Annotated in this window: 16 protein-coding genes and 1 riboswitch; of the genes, 4 read left to right on the top strand and 12 right to left on the bottom strand. The window is 52.5% G+C overall.

Translation table 11 applies throughout. From position 1 onward, the window contains the following. Positions 1–9: 9 nt before the first annotated feature. Positions 10–1,656 (bottom strand): glucose-6-phosphate isomerase, encoded by a 1,647-nt coding sequence (gene pgi, locus J1781_RS20410; RefSeq protein WP_129991931.1) that lies wholly within the window; start codon positions 1,654–1,656, stop codon positions 10–12. Positions 1,657–1,884: 228 nt separating this feature from the next. Continuing rightward, positions 1,885–2,075: riboswitch (Lysine riboswitch) on the top strand. Positions 2,076–2,181: 106 nt separating this feature from the next. On the opposite strand from pgi, the gene lysC reads away from it, so the two are divergent. Together lysC and panS are read left to right on the top strand one after the other, a co-directional pair. Further along, positions 2,182–3,570, top strand: coding sequence for a lysine-sensitive aspartokinase 3 (lysC, locus tag J1781_RS20415; RefSeq protein ID WP_129991930.1), 1,389 nt, complete (start codon positions 2,182–2,184; stop codon positions 3,568–3,570). Positions 3,571–3,663: 93 nt separating this feature from the next. Further along, entirely contained in the window at positions 3,664–4,581 is a 918-nt protein-coding gene (panS, locus tag J1781_RS20420; protein ID WP_217221060.1) for a ketopantoate/pantoate/pantothenate transporter PanS, read from the top strand. A gap of 66 nt (positions 4,582–4,647) precedes the next feature. Here the strand turns inward: panS and J1781_RS20425 are convergent, their stop codons facing one another. From J1781_RS20425 to J1781_RS20455, 7 genes are all read right to left on the bottom strand, one after another. Then, a complete protein-coding gene (locus tag J1781_RS20425; RefSeq protein WP_015699010.1) occupies positions 4,648–6,300 on the bottom strand; it encodes a Na/Pi cotransporter family protein in 1,653 nt (550 codons plus the stop codon). Positions 6,301–6,315: 15 nt separating this feature from the next. Continuing rightward, positions 6,316–6,972, bottom strand: a complete 657-nt coding sequence (locus J1781_RS20430) for an HAD family hydrolase (RefSeq protein ID WP_129954841.1) — start codon at positions 6,970–6,972, stop codon at positions 6,316–6,318. Next, complete coding sequence (locus J1781_RS20435) at positions 6,969–7,961, bottom strand: ABC transporter ATP-binding protein (RefSeq protein WP_217221061.1); 993 nt, start codon at positions 7,959–7,961, stop codon at positions 6,969–6,971. Before J1781_RS20435 ends, J1781_RS20430 begins: the two co-directional genes overlap by 4 nt. A gap of 2 nt (positions 7,962–7,963) precedes the next feature. Beyond that, positions 7,964–8,749, bottom strand: a complete 786-nt coding sequence (locus J1781_RS20440) for an ABC transporter permease (RefSeq protein ID WP_129954843.1) — start codon at positions 8,747–8,749, stop codon at positions 7,964–7,966. A 22-nt stretch (positions 8,750–8,771) separates the two neighbouring features. Further along, positions 8,772–9,614 (bottom strand): ABC transporter permease, encoded by an 843-nt coding sequence (locus tag J1781_RS20445; RefSeq protein ID WP_129954844.1) that lies wholly within the window; start codon positions 9,612–9,614, stop codon positions 8,772–8,774. Between the two features lie 26 nt (positions 9,615–9,640). Further along, on the bottom strand, positions 9,641–10,438 hold the full coding sequence (locus tag J1781_RS20450; protein ID WP_129991926.1) for an alkaline phosphatase family protein: 798 nt from the start codon (positions 10,436–10,438) through the stop codon (positions 9,641–9,643). Positions 10,439–10,518: 80 nt separating this feature from the next. Continuing rightward, positions 10,519–11,577 carry an ABC transporter substrate-binding protein gene (locus J1781_RS20455; protein ID WP_129954846.1) on the bottom strand — a complete coding sequence of 353 codons (1,059 nt, stop codon included), beginning with the start codon at positions 11,575–11,577 and terminating at the stop codon, positions 10,519–10,521. Between the two features lie 202 nt (positions 11,578–11,779). Here J1781_RS20455 and J1781_RS20460 point away from each other — a divergent pair, with 202 nt between their 5' ends. Continuing rightward, positions 11,780–12,490, top strand: coding sequence for a UTRA domain-containing protein (locus tag J1781_RS20460; protein ID WP_217234108.1), 711 nt, complete (start codon positions 11,780–11,782; stop codon positions 12,488–12,490). 53 nt (positions 12,491–12,543) lie between these two features. Here the strand turns inward: J1781_RS20460 and metH are convergent, their stop codons facing one another. After that, positions 12,544–16,245 (bottom strand): methionine synthase, encoded by a 3,702-nt coding sequence (metH, locus tag J1781_RS20465; RefSeq protein WP_217234110.1) that lies wholly within the window; start codon positions 16,243–16,245, stop codon positions 12,544–12,546. Between the two features lie 258 nt (positions 16,246–16,503). Between metH and iclR the strand changes: the two genes are divergently transcribed. Then, entirely contained in the window at positions 16,504–17,346 is an 843-nt protein-coding gene (gene iclR / locus J1781_RS20470) for a glyoxylate bypass operon transcriptional repressor IclR (RefSeq protein WP_129954849.1), read from the top strand. A gap of 45 nt (positions 17,347–17,391) precedes the next feature. Here iclR and aceK read toward each other — a convergent pair whose 3' ends face one another. From aceK to aceB, 3 genes are read right to left on the bottom strand one after another with little or no spacing between them, the layout of a single operon-like run. Next, positions 17,392–19,107, bottom strand: coding sequence for a bifunctional isocitrate dehydrogenase kinase/phosphatase (gene aceK / locus J1781_RS20475; protein WP_217234111.1), 1,716 nt, complete (start codon positions 19,105–19,107; stop codon positions 17,392–17,394). A 52-nt stretch (positions 19,108–19,159) separates the two neighbouring features. Next, entirely contained in the window at positions 19,160–20,482 is a 1,323-nt protein-coding gene (gene aceA / locus J1781_RS20480) for an isocitrate lyase (protein WP_129991922.1), read from the bottom strand. Positions 20,483–20,522: 40 nt separating this feature from the next. Beyond that, positions 20,523–22,121, bottom strand: coding sequence for a malate synthase A (gene aceB / locus J1781_RS20485; RefSeq protein WP_217234119.1), 1,599 nt, complete (start codon positions 22,119–22,121; stop codon positions 20,523–20,525). Positions 22,122–22,543: the final 422 nt, after the last annotated feature.

Raw genomic sequence — 22,543 nt, forward strand, 5'->3', positions numbered from 1 at the left:
TAACGGGTATTAGCGCCAGTTTTTGAAGCGGTTGATCAGGCCGTTAGTCGAACTGTCATGCCCGGTCACGTCTTTGTCATCTTCCAGTTCTGGCAGGATACGGTTTGCCAGTTGTTTACCCAGTTCTACACCCCATTGGTCGAAGGTGTAGATGTTGAGGATCACGCCCTGAGTAAAGATTTTGTGTTCGTACATCGCGATCAACGCACCCAGGCTGTAAGGCGTGATTTCACGCAGCAGGATGGAGTTGGTCGGACGGTTCCCTTCGAACACTTTGAACGGCGCAACGTGTTTCACGTCTTCCGGTTTTTTGCCCTGATCGGCGAATTCTTTCTCGACAACGTCCAGAGATTTACCGAATGCCAGCGCTTCCGTCTGGGCGAAGAAGTTAGACAGCAGTTTCGCGTGGTGATCGCTCAGCGGGTTATGGCTGATGGCTGGCGCAATGAAGTCACAAGGGATGATTTTAGTCCCCTGGTGAATCAGCTGATAAAACGCATGCTGGCCGTTAGTGCCCGGCTCACCCCAGATGATCGGGCCCGTCTGGTAATCCACCGGATTACCGTTACGGTCAACGAACTTACCGTTAGATTCCATGTTGCCTTGCTGGAAGTAAGCGGCAAAACGGTGCATGTACTGGTCGTATGGCAGGATAGCTTCGGTTTCAGTGCCGTAGAAATCGTTATACCAGATGCCGATCAGTGCCAGCAGCACCGGCAGGTTTTTCTCAGCCGGCGTATTCGCGAAGTGTTTGTCCATTGCATGAGCACCGCTCAGCAATTGTTCGAAGTTATCGAACCCAACAGACAACGCGATAGACAGACCGATTGCTGACCACAGAGAGTAACGACCGCCGACCCAGTCCCAGAATTCGAACATGTTGTCGGTATCGATACCAAACTCGCTCACTGCTTTACCGTTGGTAGACAGCGCAGCGAAGTGTTTCGCCACGTGTTTGTTGTCGCCGGCAGTTTCCAGGAACCAGTCACGCGCGCTGTGGGCGTTGGTCATGGTTTCCTGTGTGGTGAAGGTTTTTGATGCCACCAGGAACAGCGTGGTTTCCGGAGACAAATCTTTCAACGTTTCAGCGATATGCGTGCCATCTACGTTGGAGACGAAATGCATATTCAGATGATTTTTGTACGGACGCAGTGCTTCAGTCACCATGAACGGACCGAGGTCTGAACCGCCGATCCCGATGTTCACCACATCAGTGATGGCTTTGCCGGTATACCCTTTCCACTCGCCACCGATAACGCGCCCGGTGAAACCTTTAATTTTCGCCAGAACTGCGTTCACTTCCGGCATAACATCTTTGCCGTCCACGATGATTGGTGTGTTGCTGCGGTTACGCAGGGCTACGTGCAGAACAGCACGGTCTTCGGTGCGGTTGATCTTCTCGCCAGAGAACATCGATTTGATTGCGCCCTGAAGGTCAGTCTCTTTCGCCAGCGCCTGCAGTTTATCGAGCGTCTCTGCAGTGATACGGTTTTTAGAGAAATCGACCAGCATCTGGTCTTCAAACGTGGCAGAGAATTTGGAGAAACGATCACCATCTTCAGCAAACAGATGGCTAATCTGCACATCTTTCATCTTGTCGAAATGCTGCTGCAGGGCTTGCCAGGCAGCGGTCTGAGTTGGATTGATATTTTTCATAGCAATGCTCTTAGGCTGAGAATAAATATGAGGTAACTGTCCCGATTGTAGCCTGAAGTTCCCGGGAAGAGATGCCTTTTCTTGCGATAGGTCAGATCTGCTTAATCACAATGACAGAGAACAATATTAGATGAGAATCGCTCAAAATGTAGCGCATGCGCTGCCTGACCGTTGACAGACGGGCGATAAACGGCTATTCCTAAGCGCCTAACTCGCGCGCTCGGTGCGCGAGCCAGAAGAGGCGCGTCGCCCAGGCAGTGTATCGGAGGAGCCGAAATCCTACGAAGATACATCAGGGGGAGCGGCGCCGAGATCATAAGCCCGCGGCAGGCGAACGATCGACTACAGGGGCTGAATCCCCTGGGTTGTCACCGGAACACCCCGAAAGGGTGTCGGCTAGGTGGGGCGCTTCTGGGTGTATCGTAGTATCTCTACGCCTGCTCCCGTTTCCCGCTCTTCCCTTTGTGCCAATTCTTATGGAATCGATGGCCGTCATGGTATGACGACCCGGACACGAGGTTTTACATGAATCACGCAGTATCCCGCAACGCCAGTCAGCAGCCTTTGGGTAATGTCATCGTCGCCAAATTCGGCGGTACCAGCGTGGCGGATTTCGACGCAATGAACCGCAGCGCGGATATCGTGCTGTCGCGTCCTGAAGTGCGTCTGGTTGTCCTCTCCGCCTCTGCGGGCGTCACCAATTTATTAGTCGAGCTGGCCGAAGGTAAAGAAACCGAACGACGGGTGTTCCTGCTTGATGAAATTCGGCGCATCCAGAGCGCTATCATCGACCGCCTCGATAATCCGACAGTGATCCGCGAAGAAATCGGCCGCATGCTGGAAAATATCGCTATGTTGTCAGAAGCGGCGAGCCTGGCGACATCTACCGCGCTGACTGACGAACTGGTGAGCCATGGCGAACTGATGTCTACTCTGCTGTTTGTTGAAATCATTCGCCAGCGTAACGTGCCGGTGGAATGGTTCGACGTGCGTAAAATTATGCGCACCAATGATCGCTTTGGCCGGGCGGAGCCAGATACTCAGGCATTAAACGAGTTAACCGTTCAGCAGTTGCAACCGCGCTTGCAGGACGCTCTGGTGATCACACAAGGTTTTATCGGTTCTGAAGGCAAAGGGCGTACCACGACACTTGGCCGTGGTGGCAGCGATTATACCGCCGCATTGTTAGGCGAAGCGCTGAGCGTTTCCCGGGTGGATATCTGGACGGACGTACCGGGGATTTATACTACCGATCCACGTCTGGTGCCGGCGGCAAAACGTATTGACCGTATAGCATTTGAAGAAGCGGCTGAAATGGCGACTTTTGGTGCGAAAGTTCTGCATCCTGCAACGCTGCTGCCAGCGGTGCGCCGCGGTATTCCGGTGTTTGTAGGCTCGAGCAAGGACCCGTCAGGCGGTGGCACCCTGGTGTGTGATACCAGCGATAATCCGCCGCTGTTCCGCGCGATAGCCCTGCGCCGCAGACAAACGCTGGTCACGCTGCACAGCCTGAGTATGCTCCATTCACGCGGTTTCCTCGCCGAAGTGTTTGGCATTCTGGCTCGTCACAGCATCTCTGTTGATCTGATCACAACGTCCGAAGTCAGCGTCGCACTGACGCTGGATACCACCGGTTCCACATCCTCGGGTGACAGCCTGCTGACCACCTCGCTGCTGACAGAATTATCCTCACTGTGCCGCGTGGAAGTCGAAGAAAATCTGGCACTGATCGCGATTATCGGTAACAAACTGTCACAGGCCTGTGGCGTCGGCAAAGAAGTCTTCGGCGTACTGGATCCGTTCAATATCCGCATGATTTGCTACGGCGCAAGTAGCTACAATTTATGCTTCCTGGTGCCGGGCAACGATGCCGATCAGGTTGTTAAAACTCTACACCGCAACCTATTCGAATAAAGACGGGCGCGGTATCTGAGAAGACCGGGCCACGTGCCCGGTCTTTTTTTTGTCTGTACTTTTGCAAAACAACAAAGACAAGGATCATCCTCAATGTTAGCCATAATAACCCGCCTGTTCCCGTTGTGGGCCGCGCTGTTATCCGTTGCGGCCTACTATTCGCCCGGCACGTTTACGCCGATCGGCCCGCACGTTTCTACCCTGCTGATGCTGATCATGTTCGCGATGGGCGTCACTCTCGAATTCGGTGATTTCAAACGCGTGCTTTCCCGGCCCGGCCCGGTTGCTGCCGCTACTTTCCTGCATTATCTGGTCATGCCGCTGGCGGCATGGGTACTGGCAAAGCTGTTCCATATGCCCGCAGATTTATCGGCAGGGATGATTCTGGTTGGCAGCGTGGCCAGCGGAACCGCTTCTAATGTTATGATTTATCTGGCGAAAGGTGACGTCGCGCTTTCCGTGACGATTTCTGCGGTTTCCACGCTGGTTGGTGTTTTCGCCACGCCATTGCTAACACGTCTGTATGTTGATACACACATCAAGGTCGATGTGGAAGGCATGCTGTTGAGCATTTTGCAAATCGTCGTCATCCCGATTTTAGCCGGTCTGATTATTCATCATCTGTTCACGAAAACCGTAAAACGCATCGAACCGCTGCTGCCGCTTTTCTCAATGGTGTGCATTATCGCCATTATCAGCGCCGTCGTGGCGGGCAGTCAGGGCTTTATCGGTTCTGTGGGACTGATCGTGATTGTGGCGGTTATTCTGCACAACGGCATTGGTTTACTGAGCGGTTACTGGGGTGGAAAACTGTTTGGCTTTGACGAAACCACCTGTCGCACGCTGGCGATGGAAGTCGGGATGCAGAACTCAGGCTTAGCCGCGACGCTGGGGAAAATCTACTTCACCCCGCTGGCCGCACTGCCGGGTGCATTGTTCTCGGTCTGGCATAATCTTTCAGGTTCTTTACTGGCCGGTTACTGGTCCGGCAAACCGGTCAAAAAAGACTGATGTCCAGACCGTAAAAAAACAGGAAAAAGAAACGGGCGCCTTCCTCAGCGCCCGTTTTTATTCGGACTACACCCGTTGCGCATCATCATTCGGTTCGCGCTGCTCGTCTTCCTGCTCATCCTGATCCAGCACGTTATACGCCACCGCACAGAACAGTGAGTTCAGACGTTTCATATCTCCCAGTAACCCGAGGTGGAGCGAACTGGTTTCAATACTCTGCACATTATGCTGATGCAAGCGATCAACATGGGCATGCGCGTAACGGCGGTCAAGAATGCGGAAGCGGTGTTTGGAACGTCGCAGACGGCGTGCGCTGGTGAGATCGTTTGACAGGAATACCCCCAAACTCAGACGCAGATTATCTTGTAATTTTTCATGTAAGGCATCCAGTTCCACCAAGCCTTCAGGCGAGAACGCGCGGCGCGTAGCGTGGGATTTGGCGGTGATATCGCCGGTCATACGTTCGATAATGTCACCGGCCTGTTCGAGGTTGAGCGCCATTTCGATAATTTCTGCCCAGCGGCGGGAATCATCTTCGCCCAACCCTTCTTTATTGATTTGCGCCAGATACAGTTTGATGGCGGTGTACAACACATCAACGTCATCGTCGAGACGCCGCACTTCGCGATCCTGCGCCAGTTTACCGTGCATCACTTCCCGGTTGAGGATCAGCATATGTTCGACCACGTCGCCCATGCGCAAAGTCTCGCGGGCGGCATTGGCCAGCGCCAGCGTCGGTGTATCTATCGCGCTGACGTCAAGATGACGCGGGCGCAGACGCGGATCATCTTCCGGCACATCGGCAATCATCATCTGGCAAATCTTCGCCATCGGCGCAGTCAGCGGCACCATTGCCAGACAACGGATCAGGTTGTAGAACATGTGAAAATAAATCACCAGTTCCTCATCCGGGATCCCAAGCCGCGCCAGTTGGGTCGACAACGGTCCGACAAACGGCAGCACAATCACTAAACCAATCAGTTTAAACAACGTGCTGCCGAGCGCGACCCGGCGACCGGCAGCGTTCATTTTACTGGCGTTAATCATCGCCAGCAGCCCGCTGCCAAGATTGGCACCGATGACCAGACACAGCGATACTTTAAGCGAAATCACGCCGGTTGCGGCAAGGGTTGCGGTCAGCAACACAGCAGCCAGACTGGAATAACTGATGATGGCAAACACTGCGCCGGTCAGAGCATCGAGCAGTACATCACCCGTCAGTGAGGAGAATAAAACTTTCACGCCGGAGGCCTGCATGATCGGTGTTGCTGCGCCCACAATCAGTTCCAGCGCCAGTAAAATCAGACCCAGTCCGATACCGACGCGGCCCATTTGCCCCGCGCGGGTTTGTTTACGGCTGAGGAAGAATGCAACACCGACGAAAATCAGCAGCGGAGAAAGCCAGGAGAGATCGAAAGTCAGGATACGCGCCATCACGGCGGTCCCGACATCTGCACCGAGAATAATCACCAGTGCCGGCGCCAGTGCCACCAGCCCCTGCGATACAAACGACGTGACCAGCAGCGCGGTAGCATTACTGCTTTGCACCAGCGCAGTTACGCCAATCCCCGCCACAAACGCCAGCGGTTTTTTCTCGACACTGTTACTCAGAACACGGCGCAGATTGGCGCCAAAGACGCGCATGATGCCGGTACGCACGATGTGCGTACCCCATACGAGCAGAGAAATAGCAGACAACAGATGCAAAAGGGTTAACACGAAAAAACAGCTCCATTAACGCCAGGCATAGACCGGCCATCCTGCCTGCCGGGCGTGCTGGAGCAGGATGGCGTCCGGATTCACCACCACAGGCTGCCCAACGCGTGTCAGCAACGGCAGATCATTATGGGAATCCGAATAAAAACTGGCTGATTGCAACAGGGATTCGTCCTGATTGATGAGTTCAAGTAACCGCGAAACTTTGCCTTCGCGGTAGGTCATCGTCCCCTGTGTGGCGCCGGTAAAGCGCCCTTCTTTGATTTCAACACCAATCGCCAGCGTTTCATCAACACCGAGGAAACGGGCAATTGGCTGCACCAGATGTTCACCGGATGCGGAAATAATCACCGTCCGGTCGCCCTGTGCGCGGTGAGCAGCCAGACACTCACGCGCCTGCGCGTAAACACGCGGGGCAATCACATCCTGAATATAATTCGCGACCATTGCCGCGACATCACGTTGACGGCGGCCGGACAGCGGCACCAAAGTACAACGCATGTACTCCTGCATATCCATCTGGCCGGCAGCGTATTGCTGCATCAGTGCGGCATCTTGTTGCAGGAAAGCCTGTTCATCGGCCACCCAGCCATTGGCCACCATATAGGCTGACCACAAACTCGAACAGTCGCCGCTAATCAGGGTTTCATCGAGATCAAACAGCGCCAGTTTCATGCAACTTCCCGTAACGTAACAAGATCTAACTGTAGACCAATATCGCTGCCATCGGCACGAAGTGAGGCCACAGAGCGGTTTAAGACATCCACAGAAAGCTCAACGCCGTGCGCTAAAACGCGATAACGCACGACGTTACCGAGCAGGCTGTGGCTGATAATTTTAGCCGGAATGCCCTCAGTCAGTTCACACATCGTGACCGACTCCGGCCGGATGGCGACGCGACCGGTATAACGTATGCCGGTCAGCGCCATCGCCTGTTCAGGGCTTAACAGATTGTAACTGCCGATAAAGCCTGCGGCGAACGCATCCACCGGTTCAGTATACAGGGTTTCGGCGTCAGCATTTTGGACGATTTGTCCTTTGTTCATCAGCACAATCCGATCGGACATGGTCAGCGCTTCTTCCTGATCGTGTGTCACGAAAATCGCCGTCAGGTTCATTTCACGCTGAATACGGCGGATTTGCTCACGCAAATGCTTACGGATACGGGCATCGAGCGCGGAAAGCGGTTCATCAAGCAACAACAGACGCGGCTGTGTGACCAGTGAACGCGCCAGCGCCACACGCTGACATTGGCCACCGGAAAGCTGATGCGGATAACGTTTGGCATAGTCGTTCATTTCCACCAGTTCCAGCACTTCACCGACGCGGCGATGCAACTCGGAAGCCGGTATCTTTTGCATTTTCAGGCCGAATGCGACATTAGCTTCCACGGTCATATTCGGAAACAACGCATAACTCTGGAAGACCATACCTATACCGCGCTGCTGCGGCGGAAACGGCACAATATCCTGCCCCTGTATCAGAATTTTTCCGCTGTCCACCGACGTCAGCCCTGCGAGACAGCGAAGCAGTGTGGATTTCCCACAACCGCTGGGTCCCAGTAGCGTGACGAATTCACCCTCTTGTGCTGAAAAATCGATGTTGTTGAAAATTTGCGTCGGGCCGTAAGACTTATTGAGTTGAGTAACCTGTAAATACGACATAATCAGCGCTTTCCTTTGTTCAGGATGTTCGCCACCCAGGTGAAAATCAGGACGACCATGAAATAGGAGATGACCAGTGCGCTGGTAAAATGGCCGCTGCCATTGCGCATGTTATAGAGGTAAACCTGAACCGTTTCATAACGGCTGCCTGCCAGCAGGTTAGCGAATACAAATTCCCCGATCAGGAAGGAAAACGACAGCAGGACGGCAATCATTCCGCCTTTACGTAAGTTCGGTAAAACCACCAGCAGTGCCGCTTTCCAGGTGCTGGCCCCGAGCAGGTGCGCCGCATCCATCAGGTCACGCAGGTTGATCGCCTGCATGTTGTTGGAGATGGCGCGATAGATAAACGGCAGCGCGATGGTGAAGTAACAACCGATCAGGATCCACGGCGTGCCGGTCAGCGCCAGCGGTTCAGCGGAATAGAGTTGCATCAGACCGACCGACGACACCACGGGTGGCACGGCGAACGGCAGTAAGATCAGGATATTCATCAGCGCATCAAGCTTTGGAAAATAGTAAGCAATCACAAACATGAGTGGCAGGATCAGCACCAGCGACAGGAAAAGTGTGCCAAAACACACCAGCAGCGAGTGCCAGAGCGCAATCAGGAAACGCGGATCACTCCACAATTCCACCAGCCATTTGAGCGTAAAGCCGCTAGGCAATATAGTGGCACCCCATTCCAGCACCAGCGCATAGACCAGCGTCGCCAGCAGCGGCAACATCAGGACAATCAGTAAAATCCAGATCACCACACGGTGGTAAATCGCTTCAGAGCGCGACATTTTACGTTCCTTTTTCTGCCCGTCAGCTGCGCTGACTGAGATAACTTTTACGCAATAACCACTGATGGATCAGCGTGATAAAGGCCATCAGCACCACCAGCAACATCGCCAGCGCACTGCCCATGTTCGGATCGAGAGAAATATCCCCCGAGACCAACGCCGCGATACGCACCGGCACCACGTTAAAGTTACCGGTGGTCAGCGCATACACCGTGGCATACGCGCCAAGGGCATTGGCCAGCAAAATCACGAAGGTACCGAGCAAGGCCGGGAACAGCACCGGAATACCAATATGACGCCAGTAACGCCAGCGTCCCGCGCCCAGCAAGGCTGCTGACTCACGCCAGTCCTCCCGCAGCGCATCAAATGCCGGATACATCAGCAACACGCCGAGCGGGATCTGAAAATAGGTATAGAGAACAATCAGGCCGTCTTTCGAATAGAGGTCAAAGTGTTCCATCAGGCCATATTTTTTCAACAGCAGCGTCAGGCAACCATTCAGGCCAAGCAGGATCACGAAGGCGAAGGCCAGCGGCACCCCGGCAAAGTTGCTGGTCATGTTAGTGAACGACATGACAAAATCGTGCAGCTTTGTCGGGCCTAACTGGCGAAGTGAGTAACTGCCCACCAACGCGATAAGCAAGCCGTATAAACTCGACCAGATGGAAATATCCAGCGAGAAACGCATAGCCTGTAAATAGAACGGTGATGTCAGAATATCGGTGTAATTGCCCAGTCCCCAGGCTTCATACGTCTCACTGTAAAAACTGCTCACCGCAATCCATGCCAGCGGCGCCAGCTGAAAAGCGATGAAAAACACCAGAAATGGCAGCATAAACAACGCCGCAATCCACTTAGCTTTCATCGGGTATCCTCTAAAAGTGACGGGATTCAGGCCAGTAATGCCGCGCAATGTGGCTTATCGTGGGCAATATTAAGGATCTGACAAACGGTTCCGCACAACTCGGTCTGCAACGGTGCGGCCTCTTTGAAGCTGAACGCACTGCCAAAAACGAACAGCGGCACCTGACGCTCCTCCGGCAAAATCCCGCCGTGACTGCGGTCATCATTCATGCCGTGATCCGCGGTCACGATCACCTGATAACCGGCATCCAGCCAGTCACCCAGATAGCGTGACAGGATGCCGTCTGCGATCCGTGCTTTGTTACGATATTGCGGTGTCGACAGGCCGAATTTATGCCCGGCATCATCAATGTTCATCGGATGGATCAGCAGGAAGTCGGGATCATGACGACGTCGCAGGCTTTCGGCATCATCGAACAAATGCGAATCAGGATAACTGTCGTCGTAATAGAAATGACCGTGCTGGATAGCCAGCGATTCATCACTGGTGTGACGATCACGCGGCGGGTCAAATGGTGTGCGGTTGTACAGCTCGCTGACCCAGTGATAAGCCGCCGCAGCCGTCGTCAGACCGGCGTCGCGGGCATAGTGAAAAATACTGCGTTGTGTCGATAACCGGTCAACATGGTTATGAACGATGCCACTCTCCACCGGCGTGATGCCGGTGAGAATGCATTCATAAAGCGGTCGGGACAGCGAAGGCAATTCGCATTCCAGTTGATACAAGCGGCCACGTCCTGCGGCACACTGCGCCTGTAAATAACCCATTGTGTCGTTGCCGACCTGATAATTCAGGCCGTCGAGAACTACCAGAATGCTTTTCATTACATGTATGCCTTTCATTTCTTACAGGTGTTGTCATTAACCAATGCTTTCGCTGCCCGGTTCTTCTTATTTTTAGGAATTTATTGCTGCATGTTGATCATGACGTTTTCCTGCCACAGGCGCGGCAAGGTTTTCGCGCTCTTGTCCCAGGCAGCCGGATCGGCAATCGGATGTGCATTTTTGTATTCACTGGATGGCAGCAGTTTGGCTTTTACATCGTCTGGCAGAGTGATGTGGTCAGCACGGATCGGGCGGGCATAACCTTGTGCTAAGTTGATCTGGCCAGCATCAGAGAAGATGTATTCACGTGCCAGTTTTGCCGCATTTGGGTGTTTGGCGAATTTGTTGATGATGGTGGTGTAGCCGGACGTGATAGTGCCATCCGATGGGATCACCACATCGAAGCGGGTTCTGTCGATTTTGTCGCGATAGCTCAGCCCGTTGAAGTCCCAGACGACGCCAACCTGCACCTCACCTTTCTCCAGAGAAGCGATCACCGGGTTCGTCAGACTCAGACGTCCTGCTTTCGCCAGTTTGCCGAAATATTCCAGACCTGGTTTTAGATCCTTTTCATTCCCACCCATCGCGTAAGTTGCCGCCAGCACGCCGTTTGCCGCCTGCGCTGCGGTGCTCACATCACCAATAGTCACTTTGTATTTGCTGTTGAGCAGATCAGCCCAGCTGTGTGGCTCATCTTTAACCTGCGATTTATCAATGATGAAGGCGATAGTACCGGTGTAAGCGAGCGCCCACATACCGTCTTTATCTTTTGCCCAGTCGGGTACCTGATCCCAGGTTGTCGGTTTATAAGGCTGGGTCACGCCTTTTTGCACAGCAACCGGTCCGAAAGCAGCGCCCACGTCACCAATATCAGCACTGGCATTGTCCTTCTCTGCCAGGAATTTGGCGATTTCCTGGGCGGAACTCATATCGGTATCACTGTGTTTCAGACCATATTTAGTGCTCAGATCACTCCATGTTCCTTTCCAGTTCGCCCAGTCATCAGGCATACCGACACTGTTTACCGTTCCTTCGGCTTGTGCCGCTTTGAGGAGTGCAGCAGGAGGCTCAGCGGCAAATGCCGGTGAAGCGGAGAGGACAAGCGCGCTGGTTAACACAGAAGCGAACAACTGTTTCATAACGGATGCTCCAGATGATAGTGTGTGAAGTGCTGGTCTAGTCCAGCAAGAACCAAGCCAATCTAACGCTCAATTGTGATAATTATATGTCAGCGCGAAAAAGCAGCAGTTTTAAGCTGATCGCTGTTAACGGGCGCACATTATTGACACGATGCAGAGTCAGATTGGTGCAAAAACGCACTGAAATGAGGCTTGCTAACCGATGAGTGAATCGCAGACCACCCTTGCCGTTATCTGCAAGGCATTGAGCGAAAGTATTGCAGCCGGGGCATTTTCTGCAGAGGGAAGGCTGCCTTCTGAGCGCGCGTTGAGTGAACAGTTTTCCACTACCCGTATCACATTACGGGAAGCATTGAGCCAGCTTGAGGCACAGGGTCTGATTTACCGGGAAGTGCGCCGGGGCTGGTTTGTGTCCCCACCGCGCATTATTTATAACCCGCTGCAAAGAAGTCATTTTCACGCGATGGCGAAAGATCAGGGACGCAGCGCAAAAACCGAAGTGATCGATGCGAAGTACTGTCTTGCCAGTGATACGGTGTGTCAGAAGTTATTAGTGCCGGCAGAGAGTGAGGTGATTTGCATAAGACGGTTACGTTATATCGATAACCGTCCGGTACTGTATGTCGAGCACTACCTTAATCCGCTGTATTTTCAGGATATTCTCAGCGCTGATCTCACATCATCGCTGACCGATCTGTATGCGCTGCGCTACGGCATTCATTACGGACGCGTACGATTTGATATGGTGCCTACGTTGCTGAGTGAAGAAGCCTCGCATGCGTTGAGAGTGGCACCCGGCAGCCCTGCACTGTTTATCACGCGAACCAACCGTGACCAGCATGACCGGGTCATCGACTGCGATTTAGAATACTGGCGCTATGACGCACTGCACATTGATGTGGAAGTGAGCTGAATCCGTAAGGAAATCAAGGGGAAAAAAATGCCCGTTAACGGGCATTTATATTATTAGTCGGCATCGTAACCCAGATTAGGGGCTAACCATCTTTCCACTTCTGCGACCGGCATGTTTTTACGCGCTGCATAATCTTCAACCTGATCACGCTGGATCTGCGCCACAGCGAAGTATTTACTGTCAGGATGGCTGAAATACCAGCCGGATACAGCTGCCCCCGGCCACATGGCAAAGGACTCGGTCAGTTGCATACCGGTATTGGCTTCGACATCCAGCAGCTTCCAGATTTGCCCTTTTTCAGTATGTTCAGGACAGGCCGGGTAACCGGGTGCCGGGCGTATTCCCTGATAATTTTCGCGGATCAGTTCTTCATTGCTCAGGTTTTCTGTCGGCGCAAAACCCCAGTACACTTTACGTACCTTCTCGTGCAGGTACTCTGCGAACGCTTCTGCCAGACGGTCTGCCAGAGCCTTGATCATGATTTTATTGTAATCATCATGCTGCTTGTCATACGCCTCGGCCAGCGCATCTTCCTCAAGCCCGCCGGTTACGGCAAATGCCCCCATGTAATCTTTTTTGCCACTGGATTTCGGCGCAACAAAGTCAGCCAGACAGTAGTTGGCGAAATCGGTTTTTTCCGTTTGCTGACGCAGATGATGGCTGACCACCAGCACATCCTGACGGCGTTCGTCGCTGTAGATTTCGATATCATCGCCCGTGCGGTTTGCCGGGAACAGTCCCACTACACCACGCGGATTCAGTAATTTTTCAGCGGAGAGTTTATCCAGCAAATCGTTGGCATCCTTGAACAGGCGCTTCGCTTCCTCGCCGACAACTTCATCTTCAAGAATGCGCGGATATTTGCCCGCCAGCGACCAGGTCATAAAGAACGGTGTCCAGTCGATGTAATTACGCAATGTTTCAATGCTGGCTTCCACTTTCTGGATGCCCAGACGGTGAGCCACCGGCGGCGTGTAAGTTTCCCAATCGATAAAAGTCGCGTTGTCGCGGGCCACTGCCAGACTCACCGGCGGCGTGCGCGGTTTTTTACGACTATGCTGGATACGTACGGTTTCATACTCTTTACGCGTTCGTCCGATAAACGCATCGCGCTGATCATTGGACAACAACGCAGAGACGACGCCCACAGAGCGTGAAGCGTTTTGCACATAGCAGGTCGCACCACTGTAATTTTGTTCTATTTTCACCGCTGTGTGCGCTTTCGATGTGGTTGCGCCGCCAATCAGCAACGGCATGGTGAAACCACGGCGTTCCATTTCTTTTGCCACGTTGACCATTTCATCCAGCGACGGGGTGATAAGCCCGGAAAGCCCGATAATATCGACGTTTTCTTCAATGGCAGTTTTCAGAATTTTGTCAGTCGGCACCATCACACCGAGATCAATAATCTCGTAGTTATTACATTGCAGCACAACACCGACGATGTTTTTGCCAATGTCATGCACATCGCCTTTTACCGTCGCGAGAAGAATTTTGCCGTTGGTCTGGCCCTTTTCCTTGCTGGCTTCAATGTACGGCTCCAGATAGGCCACCGCTTGTTTCATCACACGCGCGGATTTCACCACCTGCGGCAGGAACATTTTGCCAGCACCAAACAGGTCACCGACCACATTCATACCATCCATCAGCGGGCCTTCGATCACTTCGATAGGACGCGCGGCCAGCTGACGGCACTCTTCAGTATCCAGTTCGATAAATTCGGTAATGCCTTTCACCAGCGAGTATTCGAGGCGTTTTTTTACTTCCCAGCTGCGCCATTCCGCCTGCTGCTTATTCGCTTCGCCATCGTCCTTGCTGCCACGGTATTTTTCGGCCAGTTCGAGCAGACGCTCAGTACCATCATGACGACGGTTGAGGATGACATCTTCCACGGCGTCGCGCAGTTCAGCCGGTAAATCATCATAAATCGCCAACTGGCCGGCGTTGACGATACCCATATCCATACCGTTGCGGATGGCGTGATACAGAAAGACAGCGTGAATGGCTTCACGCACCGGTTCGTTACCGCGGAACGAGAAGGACACATTGGAAACACCGCCGGAAATCAACGCATGCGGCAGTTGTGCTTTAATATCAGCACAGGCTTCGATGAAATCAACGGCGTAGTTATTGTGCTCTTCAATACCGGTCGCTACGGCAAAGATGTTCGGGTCGAAAATAATATCTTCCGGCGGGAAACCGACCTTTTCAGTCAGCAATTTATAGGCACGGCGGCAGATTTGAATTTTGCGGGCACGGGTGTCCGCTTGCCCGGTTTCATCAAATGCCATGACCACCACGGCTGCGCCGTAGCGGCGAACCATACGGGCATGGTGCAGGAAGGCTTCTTCGCCTTCCTTCATGGAAATGGAGTTAACAATCCCCTTGCCCTGGATGCATTTCAGGCCTTTCTCGATGACGTCCCATTTGGAGGAGTCGATCATGATCGGCACACGGGCGATATCCGGTTCACCGGCAATCAGGCTGAGGAAACGCACCATCGCCGCTTCGGCGTCGAGCATTCCTTCATCCATGTTGATGTCAATAATTTGCGCGCCACTTTCTACCTGCTGACGGGCTACAGCCAGTGCTTCCGCATACTTTTCTTCTTTAATCAGTCGTTTGAAACGCGCGGAGCCGGTCACATTGGTACGTTCACCGACATTCACAAACAGCGTCTGTGGATCGATGGTCAGCGGTTCCAGCCCTGCCAGACGGCAGGCAACAGGAATGGTCGGCAAAGCACGGGGCGGCACGCCTTCCACGGCTTTCACCATCGCCGCAATATGCGCAGGCGTGGTACCACAGCAACCACCGACGATGTTCAGAAAGCCTGAGCGTGCCCATTCGGCAATATGCTCAGCCATTTCTTTAGCTTCGAGATCGTATTCACCAAAGGCGTTAGGTAAACCGGCGTTCGGGTGTGCGGTGACATAACATTCTGCAATACGGGATAACTCAGCCACATACTGACGTAATTCATCAGGCCCCAGGGCGCAGTTAAGGCCAAAGGTGAGCGGTTTCACATGGCGTAATGAGTTATAAAATGCTTCGGTTGTCTGGCCGGACAAAGTACGGCCGGAGGCATCGGTAATCGTGCCGGAAACCATGACCGGCAAGACAATACCCATCGCTTCGAATTCGCTTTCAACTGCGAACGTGGCGGCTTTAGCATTAAGTGTGTCGAATACGGTTTCGATCATGATCAGATCGACCCCTCCTTCGATCAGCGCACGGGTAGATTCCCGGTAAGCGTCAACCAGCTGATCGAAAGTTACGTTACGGAATGCGGGATCGTTAACATCAGGGGAAATCGATGCCGTCCGGTTGGTCGGGCCTAACACCCCGGCGACATAACGCGGTTTATCCGGCGTACGGGCAGTCCACTCATCGGCGCACTGTCGCGCCAGCCGCGCGGCCTCATAGTTAATTTCAGCCGACAAGGATTCCATATGGTAGTCAGCCATTGCAATCGTGGTGGAGTTGAACGTGTTGGTTTCGAGGATATCTGCACCGGCAGCAAGATAACCGTTGTGGATCTCGATGATCACTTCAGGTCTGGAGAGCACCAGCAGATCATTATTGCCTTTAAGATCGCTTTCCCAGTCAGCAAAACGCTCACCGCGGTAATCTTCTTCTTCCAGACGATAGCTTTGGATCATAGTGCCCATGCCGCCATCCAGAACCAAAATGCGCTGTGCCAGCTGCTTATGTAGCGCCTCAACTCGATTAGTCACTTTCACCTCATCACCCATCACGCACACCCGGCAAATTATTCATTCATGCGCCGGAAATTATGGTCAACATCCTAGCATATCTTCCTCAGCCAAAAGGCCGCGCTGACGTGAGACTTTTTCAATTCGGGAAGACATCCCGCAAACGCCATGCAACACACATGCAACACATCGGATGAGCGTAAAGGCACGTTGCGATCCATACTGTAAAAACGAAAACCCATTCCAAAAATGATTTTTCTTCGCCAGCTTTTGGCGCATCTTACAAGGAACAGGCTCATGGCAACGTCCGTATCGGCTCCGGCCAAACGTGCTAAGAAAACTAAAGCTGCTGCCGCCAACAGCAGTGCTGCAACCGGACAAGTTCAGTCCCTGACGCGTGGCCTTAAATTGCTGGAATATATTGCCGAAGCTCAGGGCAGCGTGGCGCTGACCGATCTCGCCCAGCAAGCGGGTTTACCCAACTCCACCACCCACCGCCTTCTGACCACCATGCAACAGCAGGGGTTTGTTCGTCAGGTCGGAGATTTGGGCTTGTGGACCATAGGCTCGCACGCTTTTATCGTGGGCAGTAGTTTCCTGCAAAGCCGTAATTTACTGGCCATGGTACACCCGATGCTACGCCGCCTGATGGAGGAGTCCGGCGAAACGGTCAATCTGGCCGTGCTGGATCATAGTGATTATCAGGCGATCATTATCGATCAGGTGCAATGTAATGCCCTGATGAGAATGTCCGCGCCTATTGGCGGAAAATTACCCATGCATGCGTCAGGTGCCGGCAAAGCGTTTCTTTCAACCCTGCCGGAAGAACGTCTGGCAAAACTGCTGCACAAAATCGGTCTGCACAGTTATACGCCGTTAACAAAAACGTCTCCGGCGAACCTGAAACAGGAGCTGGCAGATACCCGTAAACGCGGTTATGCCTTTGATGATGAAGAGCATGCGCTCGGTTTGCGTTGTGTGGCGACCTGTATCTATGACGAGCATAACGATGCCTATGCGGCCATTTCCATTTCGGGTCCGGTTTCGCGCATCACCGATGACCGAGTGACGGAACTGGGGGCTCTGGTGATTCACGCGGCGAAAGAAATCACGCAGGCCTACGGCGGCGGAAAACACTGAGAGAGATGCTGAAATCCCACCATTATGCGGCAGGATTTCAGTTTATTAACGATGGCTAAAACGCCGCGAACGGCGATAAGCAAAGACATCTTCGACATGCCCCTCACGGATCCTCTGCTGCAAACCGCGCCAGTAACTGGCGCTGAAAAGGTCGTTGTGTAGCGTTTCAAACATCTGACCAAGGCGTTTGTCGCTGCAAAGAAAATGCCGGAATTCCTCGGGAAAAACATCACCTGGCGCAATGCTGTACCAGGGTTCACTGGCCAGTTCATCCTCCGGATAACGTGGCGCGGGAATATCGCGAAAATTCACTTCGGTCATGTAGCAGATTTCATCATAATCATAAAATACTACCCGGCCATGACGAGTCACACCAAAATTCTTAAACAACATGTCTCCGGGAAAGATATTAGCCGCAGCCAGTTGTTTAATTGCATTGCCATATTCTTCAATCACATCATGAAGCTGCTTAGTGCTGGCCTGTTCCAGATATAAATTCAGCGGCGTCATACGCCGTTCAATATACAGGTGCCTGAGCGCAATGCTGTCTCCCAAATCTTCAATCTTGGCAGGTACTTCACGCTGTAGTTCAGCCATCAGTTCAGGACTGATATTTTTCTTCGGCAGAACAAAGTGCTCAAACTCCTGCGTATCGGCCATCCGCCCGACACGATCATGTTCTTTCACCAACTGATAGCAGGCTTTGACCTGTGCTTCGGTCACTTCTTTCTGCGGCGCAAAATTATCTTTTATCACTTTGAACACCCGGTCACTGCCAGGCAGGGTAAATACCAGCATGACCATTCCTTTAACACCGGGTGCGATAATAAAAGACTTATCGGTTTGCGCCATAAAGCGCAGATGTTCACGGTAACATTCGGTTTTTGCATGCTTCTGGCAACCGATAGCGCTGTACAGCTCAGCCGTGGTTTTGGCCGGTAGAATCTCGCGTAACCACTCAACCAGCGCGCCAGGCTGCGGTGCATACACCATAAAATACGAGCGGGCAAAGCCAAAGACTATACTGGCATCGTTGCTTTCGGTAAGACAGGCATCAACAAACAACTGCTTCTGATGACTGCTGAGATGCACCGGCAATAACATAGGGAATACCTGCGTGCCGGTCCTGATTTTACCGATTATCCATGCGGCTTTATTGCGATAAAAAATCTCGGTGGCAATCTCAATATCAGCCTCTGCAAGCCACTCTGCGGGGAAACGTTGTTGTAATGCCGTAGCAATATAATCTACGTCACGGTGCGTATTCTCCCAGGGTAAGCGCACCGGCAGGTCATGAAGAACTCTTGCGAGTGTGCCGGCAAGCTGGCCCTGAACCGGGTAAAGACGTGACAAAGGACGGCCGCAATGTTGCGGCCACCGGAAAGGCTGCTCACTGAAAATAAAAAGTTTGTCTGCGGTCAGATCACGATGTTTGAAAATGCGGCAATAGACTGAATTAAAGAAACTTTCGGCTATTTCAGCCCGCGGATAATCAGGCAGTAATCCGGAGTAACACGCCTTTACGCGGATCAGAAACGCGGCATCATAAAAATGCGGGCCGGTAATGCATCTGAGCTGGGCAACCACCAGCCCGACATGGTGGTCATACAAATGGATACGTTGCTTCATTGCTGCCTGTACCGCCGGCCAGTCGGCATTTTCAAAGCGCTGCTGTGCCCCCGATGTCACCTCGAGAAAGCGGCCGTACTGTGCGTCGAACCCCTGCAAAATAGTCTGCGCAATCAACAACTCTATACGCATAGTGGCGACTCCCGGAGGAAAAAGACCCGGCTTTTACCGGGCCTGATAAATATCAGTGTGCCGCAGAGGAAAACTGCTGTTCTTCGGTAGAACCGGTGAGGGCGGTGACCGAGGAACGGCCGCCCTGAATGATGGTGGTGACTTTATCAAAATAACCGGTTCCGACTTCCTGCTGGTGCGAGGCGAAAGTGTAGCCGCGACTTATGGCTGCAAATTCCGGTTCCTGTACTTTGTCGACGTAGTGCTTCATCCCCTCTCCCTGCGCATAGGCATGAGCAAGGTCGAACATGTTGAACCACATGCTATGGATACCTGCTAACGTAATGAACTGATACTGATAGCCCATCGCGGCCAGTTGGTCCTGGAAACTGGCGATGGTTTTATCATCGAGATTTTTCTTCCAGTTAAACGATGGTGAACAGTTATAGGCCAGCAATTTTCCCGGGAACTCTGCATGAATGGCCTCGGCAAAACGCTGAGCCAGTGCCAGATCAGGCGTTGATGTTTCGCACCATACCACGTCGGCATAAGGTGCGTACGCCAGCCCGCGACTGATGGCCTGCTCAATACCGGCGTGTGTCCGGTAGAAGCCTTCATGCGTTCTTTCGCCGGTAATAAACTGGCTATCATAAGGGTCGCAGTCTGACGTCAGTAAATCTGCCGCATCAGCGTCAGTACGCGCCACCAACAGCGTCGGGACGCCAAGAACATCAGCGGCAAGGCGCGCGGAGACCAGTTTCTGCACCGCTTCCTGAGTCGGCACCAGAACTTTGCCGCCCATATGCCCGCACTTCTTCACTGCGGCAAGCTGGTCTTCAAAATGAACAGCGGCAGCACCCGCTTCAATCATGGATTTCATCAACTCAAAGGCATTGAGTACACCGCCAAAACCGGCTTCAGCATCGGCCACAATCGGCAGGAAATAGTCGGTATAGCCCGGCAGCCCAGGTTCAATGTTATTGGCCCACTGAATCTGGTCCGCACGGCGAAAAGTGTTGTTAATGCGCGCCACCACTTCAGGTACCGAATTTACCGGATACAAAGACTGATCGGGATACATACTGGAAGCTGTATTGGCATCTGCGGCAACCTGCCACCCGGAAAGATAAATGGCTTCGATACCCGCTTTTGCCTGTTGCAATGCCTGTCCGCCGGTCAGTGCGCCAAGACAATTCACATACCCTTTACGCGATCCACCGTGGAGTAAATCCCACAGGCGCGCCGCACCGTGCTGTGCCAGCGTACATTCAGGATTGACTGAACCACGCAGGCTAATCACGTCTGCCGCCGTGTAAGGTCGGGTAATATTTTTCCAGCGCGGCTGGTTCCAGGTTTCTTCAAGCTGCTGAATCTGCTGAGTACGTGTCGTTTTCATGGCAAATGCTCCGGTCTTTTTATGTGTAGGGTAAGAAGAATCAGGCCAGCAGCTGATAGCCGGGCAGGGTCAGGAAATCGATTAATTCGTCCTGTGTGGTGATTTTTTCCATCAGCGCAGCTGCCTGTGTGAACCGTCCTGCGCTGAAGCGTTGGTCGCCCAACTCCTGCTGAATGACCAGCATTTCTTCGTTCAGCATGTGGCGGAATAACGGCTTCGTCACGGGTTGTCCGTCATTAAGCGTTTTGCCGTGGTGGATCCATTGCCAGATTGATGTACGGGAGATTTCCGCCGTGGCGGCATCTTCCATCAGCCCGTAAATCGGGACACAGCCGTTGCCAGAAATCCAGGCTTCGATGTATTGCACCGCGACGCGGATATTGGCGCGCATACCCTCTTCAGTACGATCGCCTGAACATGGTTCGAGCAACTGCCCGGCAGTAATTTCGGCGTCTTCTTCGCGTAATACGTCCAGTTGATTTACGCGGTCACCCAGCGCTTTATCAAACACTTCGAGTACCGTGTCGGCCAACCCGGGGTGTGCTATCCAGGTACCATCATGTCCGTTATTCGCTTCAAACTCTTTGTCCGTCCGGACTTTGTTCAGTACCCATTCGTTACGCTTAACGTCTTTGCTTGGGATAAATGCCGCCATGCCACCCATCGCAAATGCGCCACGGCGATGACAGGTTTTGATCAGCAGACGCGAGTACGCACTGAGGAAAGGTTGCGTCATGGTCACAGACTGGCGGTCAGGTAATACACGATCAGCATGATTCTTCAACGTTTTGATATAGCTGAAGATGTAATCCCAGCGACCACAGTTCAGTCCGACGATGTGATCACGCAGGTGGTAAAGGATTTCATCCATCTGGAAAACCGCAGGCAGGGTTTCAATCAGCACCGTGGCTTTAATCGTGCCGCGCGATAATCCTGCATAATCCTCGGCAAAACTGAAGACCTGGCTCCACCAGTCAGCCTCATGATAAGACTGCATTTTTGGCAGATAGAAGTAGGGGCCACTGCCTTTTGCCAGTAAGGCGCGATAGTTATGGAAAAAATACAAAGCGAAGTCGAACAAAGAACCGGGAATAGCCTCACCCTGCCAGTTCACATGCTTTTCGGGTAAATGCAGACCACGTACACGACAAACCAAAACGGCCGGATCGGGCTTGAGTTGATAAATCTTGCCGGATTCATTGGTGTAGCTGATCGTCCCCTTCACCGCATCGCGTAAGTTTATCTGCCCTTCGATAACTTTCTGCCAGTCCGGAGCAAGGGAATCCTCAAAGTCCGCCATAAAAACTTTTACATTAGCGTTAAGCGCGTTGATCACCATCTTGCGTTCAACAGGACCGGTGATTTCTACCCGGCGATCCAGTAGGTCTGCCGGGATACCTCGAATCTTCCAGTTTGATTTTTTTATGGAAACTGTTTCCGAAACAAAATCAGGCAACGTTCCCTGATCTATCTTCTGCTGTACGGCAATTCGATCGGCGAGTAAGCGGTTACGCAGCGGGGTAAAACGGATAACCAGTTCAGATAAAAAATCAACGGCTTCTTCGGTCAGAATCTGTGCTTCATTTTCACCAAACCGGCGCGTAAAACCAAGCTGACTGCGGGTAATTTGCTCAGACATCATTTATCTCCTGATTTATCTGTTTAATCTGCCAGAGCACTTCACTGAACAGACGCTGTTACGGTCGAAAACACACCGGAGATGCCCCCATGCTCCTGAGGCGATCTTTCTCTGGTCATTTATTGCCCGATAGATTTAAGCGTAATCAGTAATTTCATAAAATCAAAAATGATTTCCATTTTATTTTTTATTGTAAAAATAATTAATTTTAATCAATGAGATAGAAATGAATTATTTTTTCGTAAAATGGTAATGAATTTCGGATGAGGGGGGACAGGCACAGAAGGAAAGGATCTGACCTGCTCCCCGTTGATTAATACACCACGATGTTAGTAATGTCTTCATAAGCCACATGAGGACATCCCCATGAAGAAGCGTTTTTCCGACGAACAGATCATCAGTATCCTCCGCGAGGCTGAAGC

Origin of the sequence: Rahnella perminowiae (genome assembly GCF_019049695.1) — a bacterium.
Lineage (GTDB): Bacteria > Pseudomonadota > Gammaproteobacteria > Enterobacterales > Enterobacteriaceae > Rahnella > Rahnella perminowiae.

Coding starts and splice junctions, on each gene's coding strand:
- metH (WP_217234110.1), bottom strand. CDS start 16,245: ATGGGTGATGAGGTGAAAGTGACTAATCGAGTTGAGGCGCTACATAAG.
- panS (WP_217221060.1), top strand. CDS start 3,664: ATGTTAGCCATAATAACCCGCCTGTTCCCGTTGTGGGCCGCGCTGTTA.
- J1781_RS20435 (WP_217221061.1), bottom strand. CDS start 7,961: ATGTCGTATTTACAGGTTACTCAACTCAATAAGTCTTACGGCCCGACG.
- aceK (WP_217234111.1), bottom strand. CDS start 19,107: ATGCGTATAGAGTTGTTGATTGCGCAGACTATTTTGCAGGGGTTCGAC.
- J1781_RS20455 (WP_129954846.1), bottom strand. CDS start 11,577: ATGAAACAGTTGTTCGCTTCTGTGTTAACCAGCGCGCTTGTCCTCTCC.
- aceA (WP_129991922.1), bottom strand. CDS start 20,482: ATGAAAACGACACGTACTCAGCAGATTCAGCAGCTTGAAGAAACCTGG.
- pgi (WP_129991931.1), bottom strand. CDS start 1,656: ATGAAAAATATCAATCCAACTCAGACCGCTGCCTGGCAAGCCCTGCAG.
- lysC (WP_129991930.1), top strand. CDS start 2,182: ATGAATCACGCAGTATCCCGCAACGCCAGTCAGCAGCCTTTGGGTAAT.
- iclR (WP_129954849.1), top strand. CDS start 16,504: ATGGCAACGTCCGTATCGGCTCCGGCCAAACGTGCTAAGAAAACTAAA.
- J1781_RS20445 (WP_129954844.1), bottom strand. CDS start 9,614: ATGAAAGCTAAGTGGATTGCGGCGTTGTTTATGCTGCCATTTCTGGTG.
- J1781_RS20460 (WP_217234108.1), top strand. CDS start 11,780: ATGAGTGAATCGCAGACCACCCTTGCCGTTATCTGCAAGGCATTGAGC.
- aceB (WP_217234119.1), bottom strand. CDS start 22,121: ATGTCTGAGCAAATTACCCGCAGTCAGCTTGGTTTTACGCGCCGGTTT.
- J1781_RS20450 (WP_129991926.1), bottom strand. CDS start 10,438: ATGAAAAGCATTCTGGTAGTTCTCGACGGCCTGAATTATCAGGTCGGC.
- J1781_RS20440 (WP_129954843.1), bottom strand. CDS start 8,749: ATGTCGCGCTCTGAAGCGATTTACCACCGTGTGGTGATCTGGATTTTA.
- J1781_RS20430 (WP_129954841.1), bottom strand. CDS start 6,972: ATGAAACTGGCGCTGTTTGATCTCGATGAAACCCTGATTAGCGGCGAC.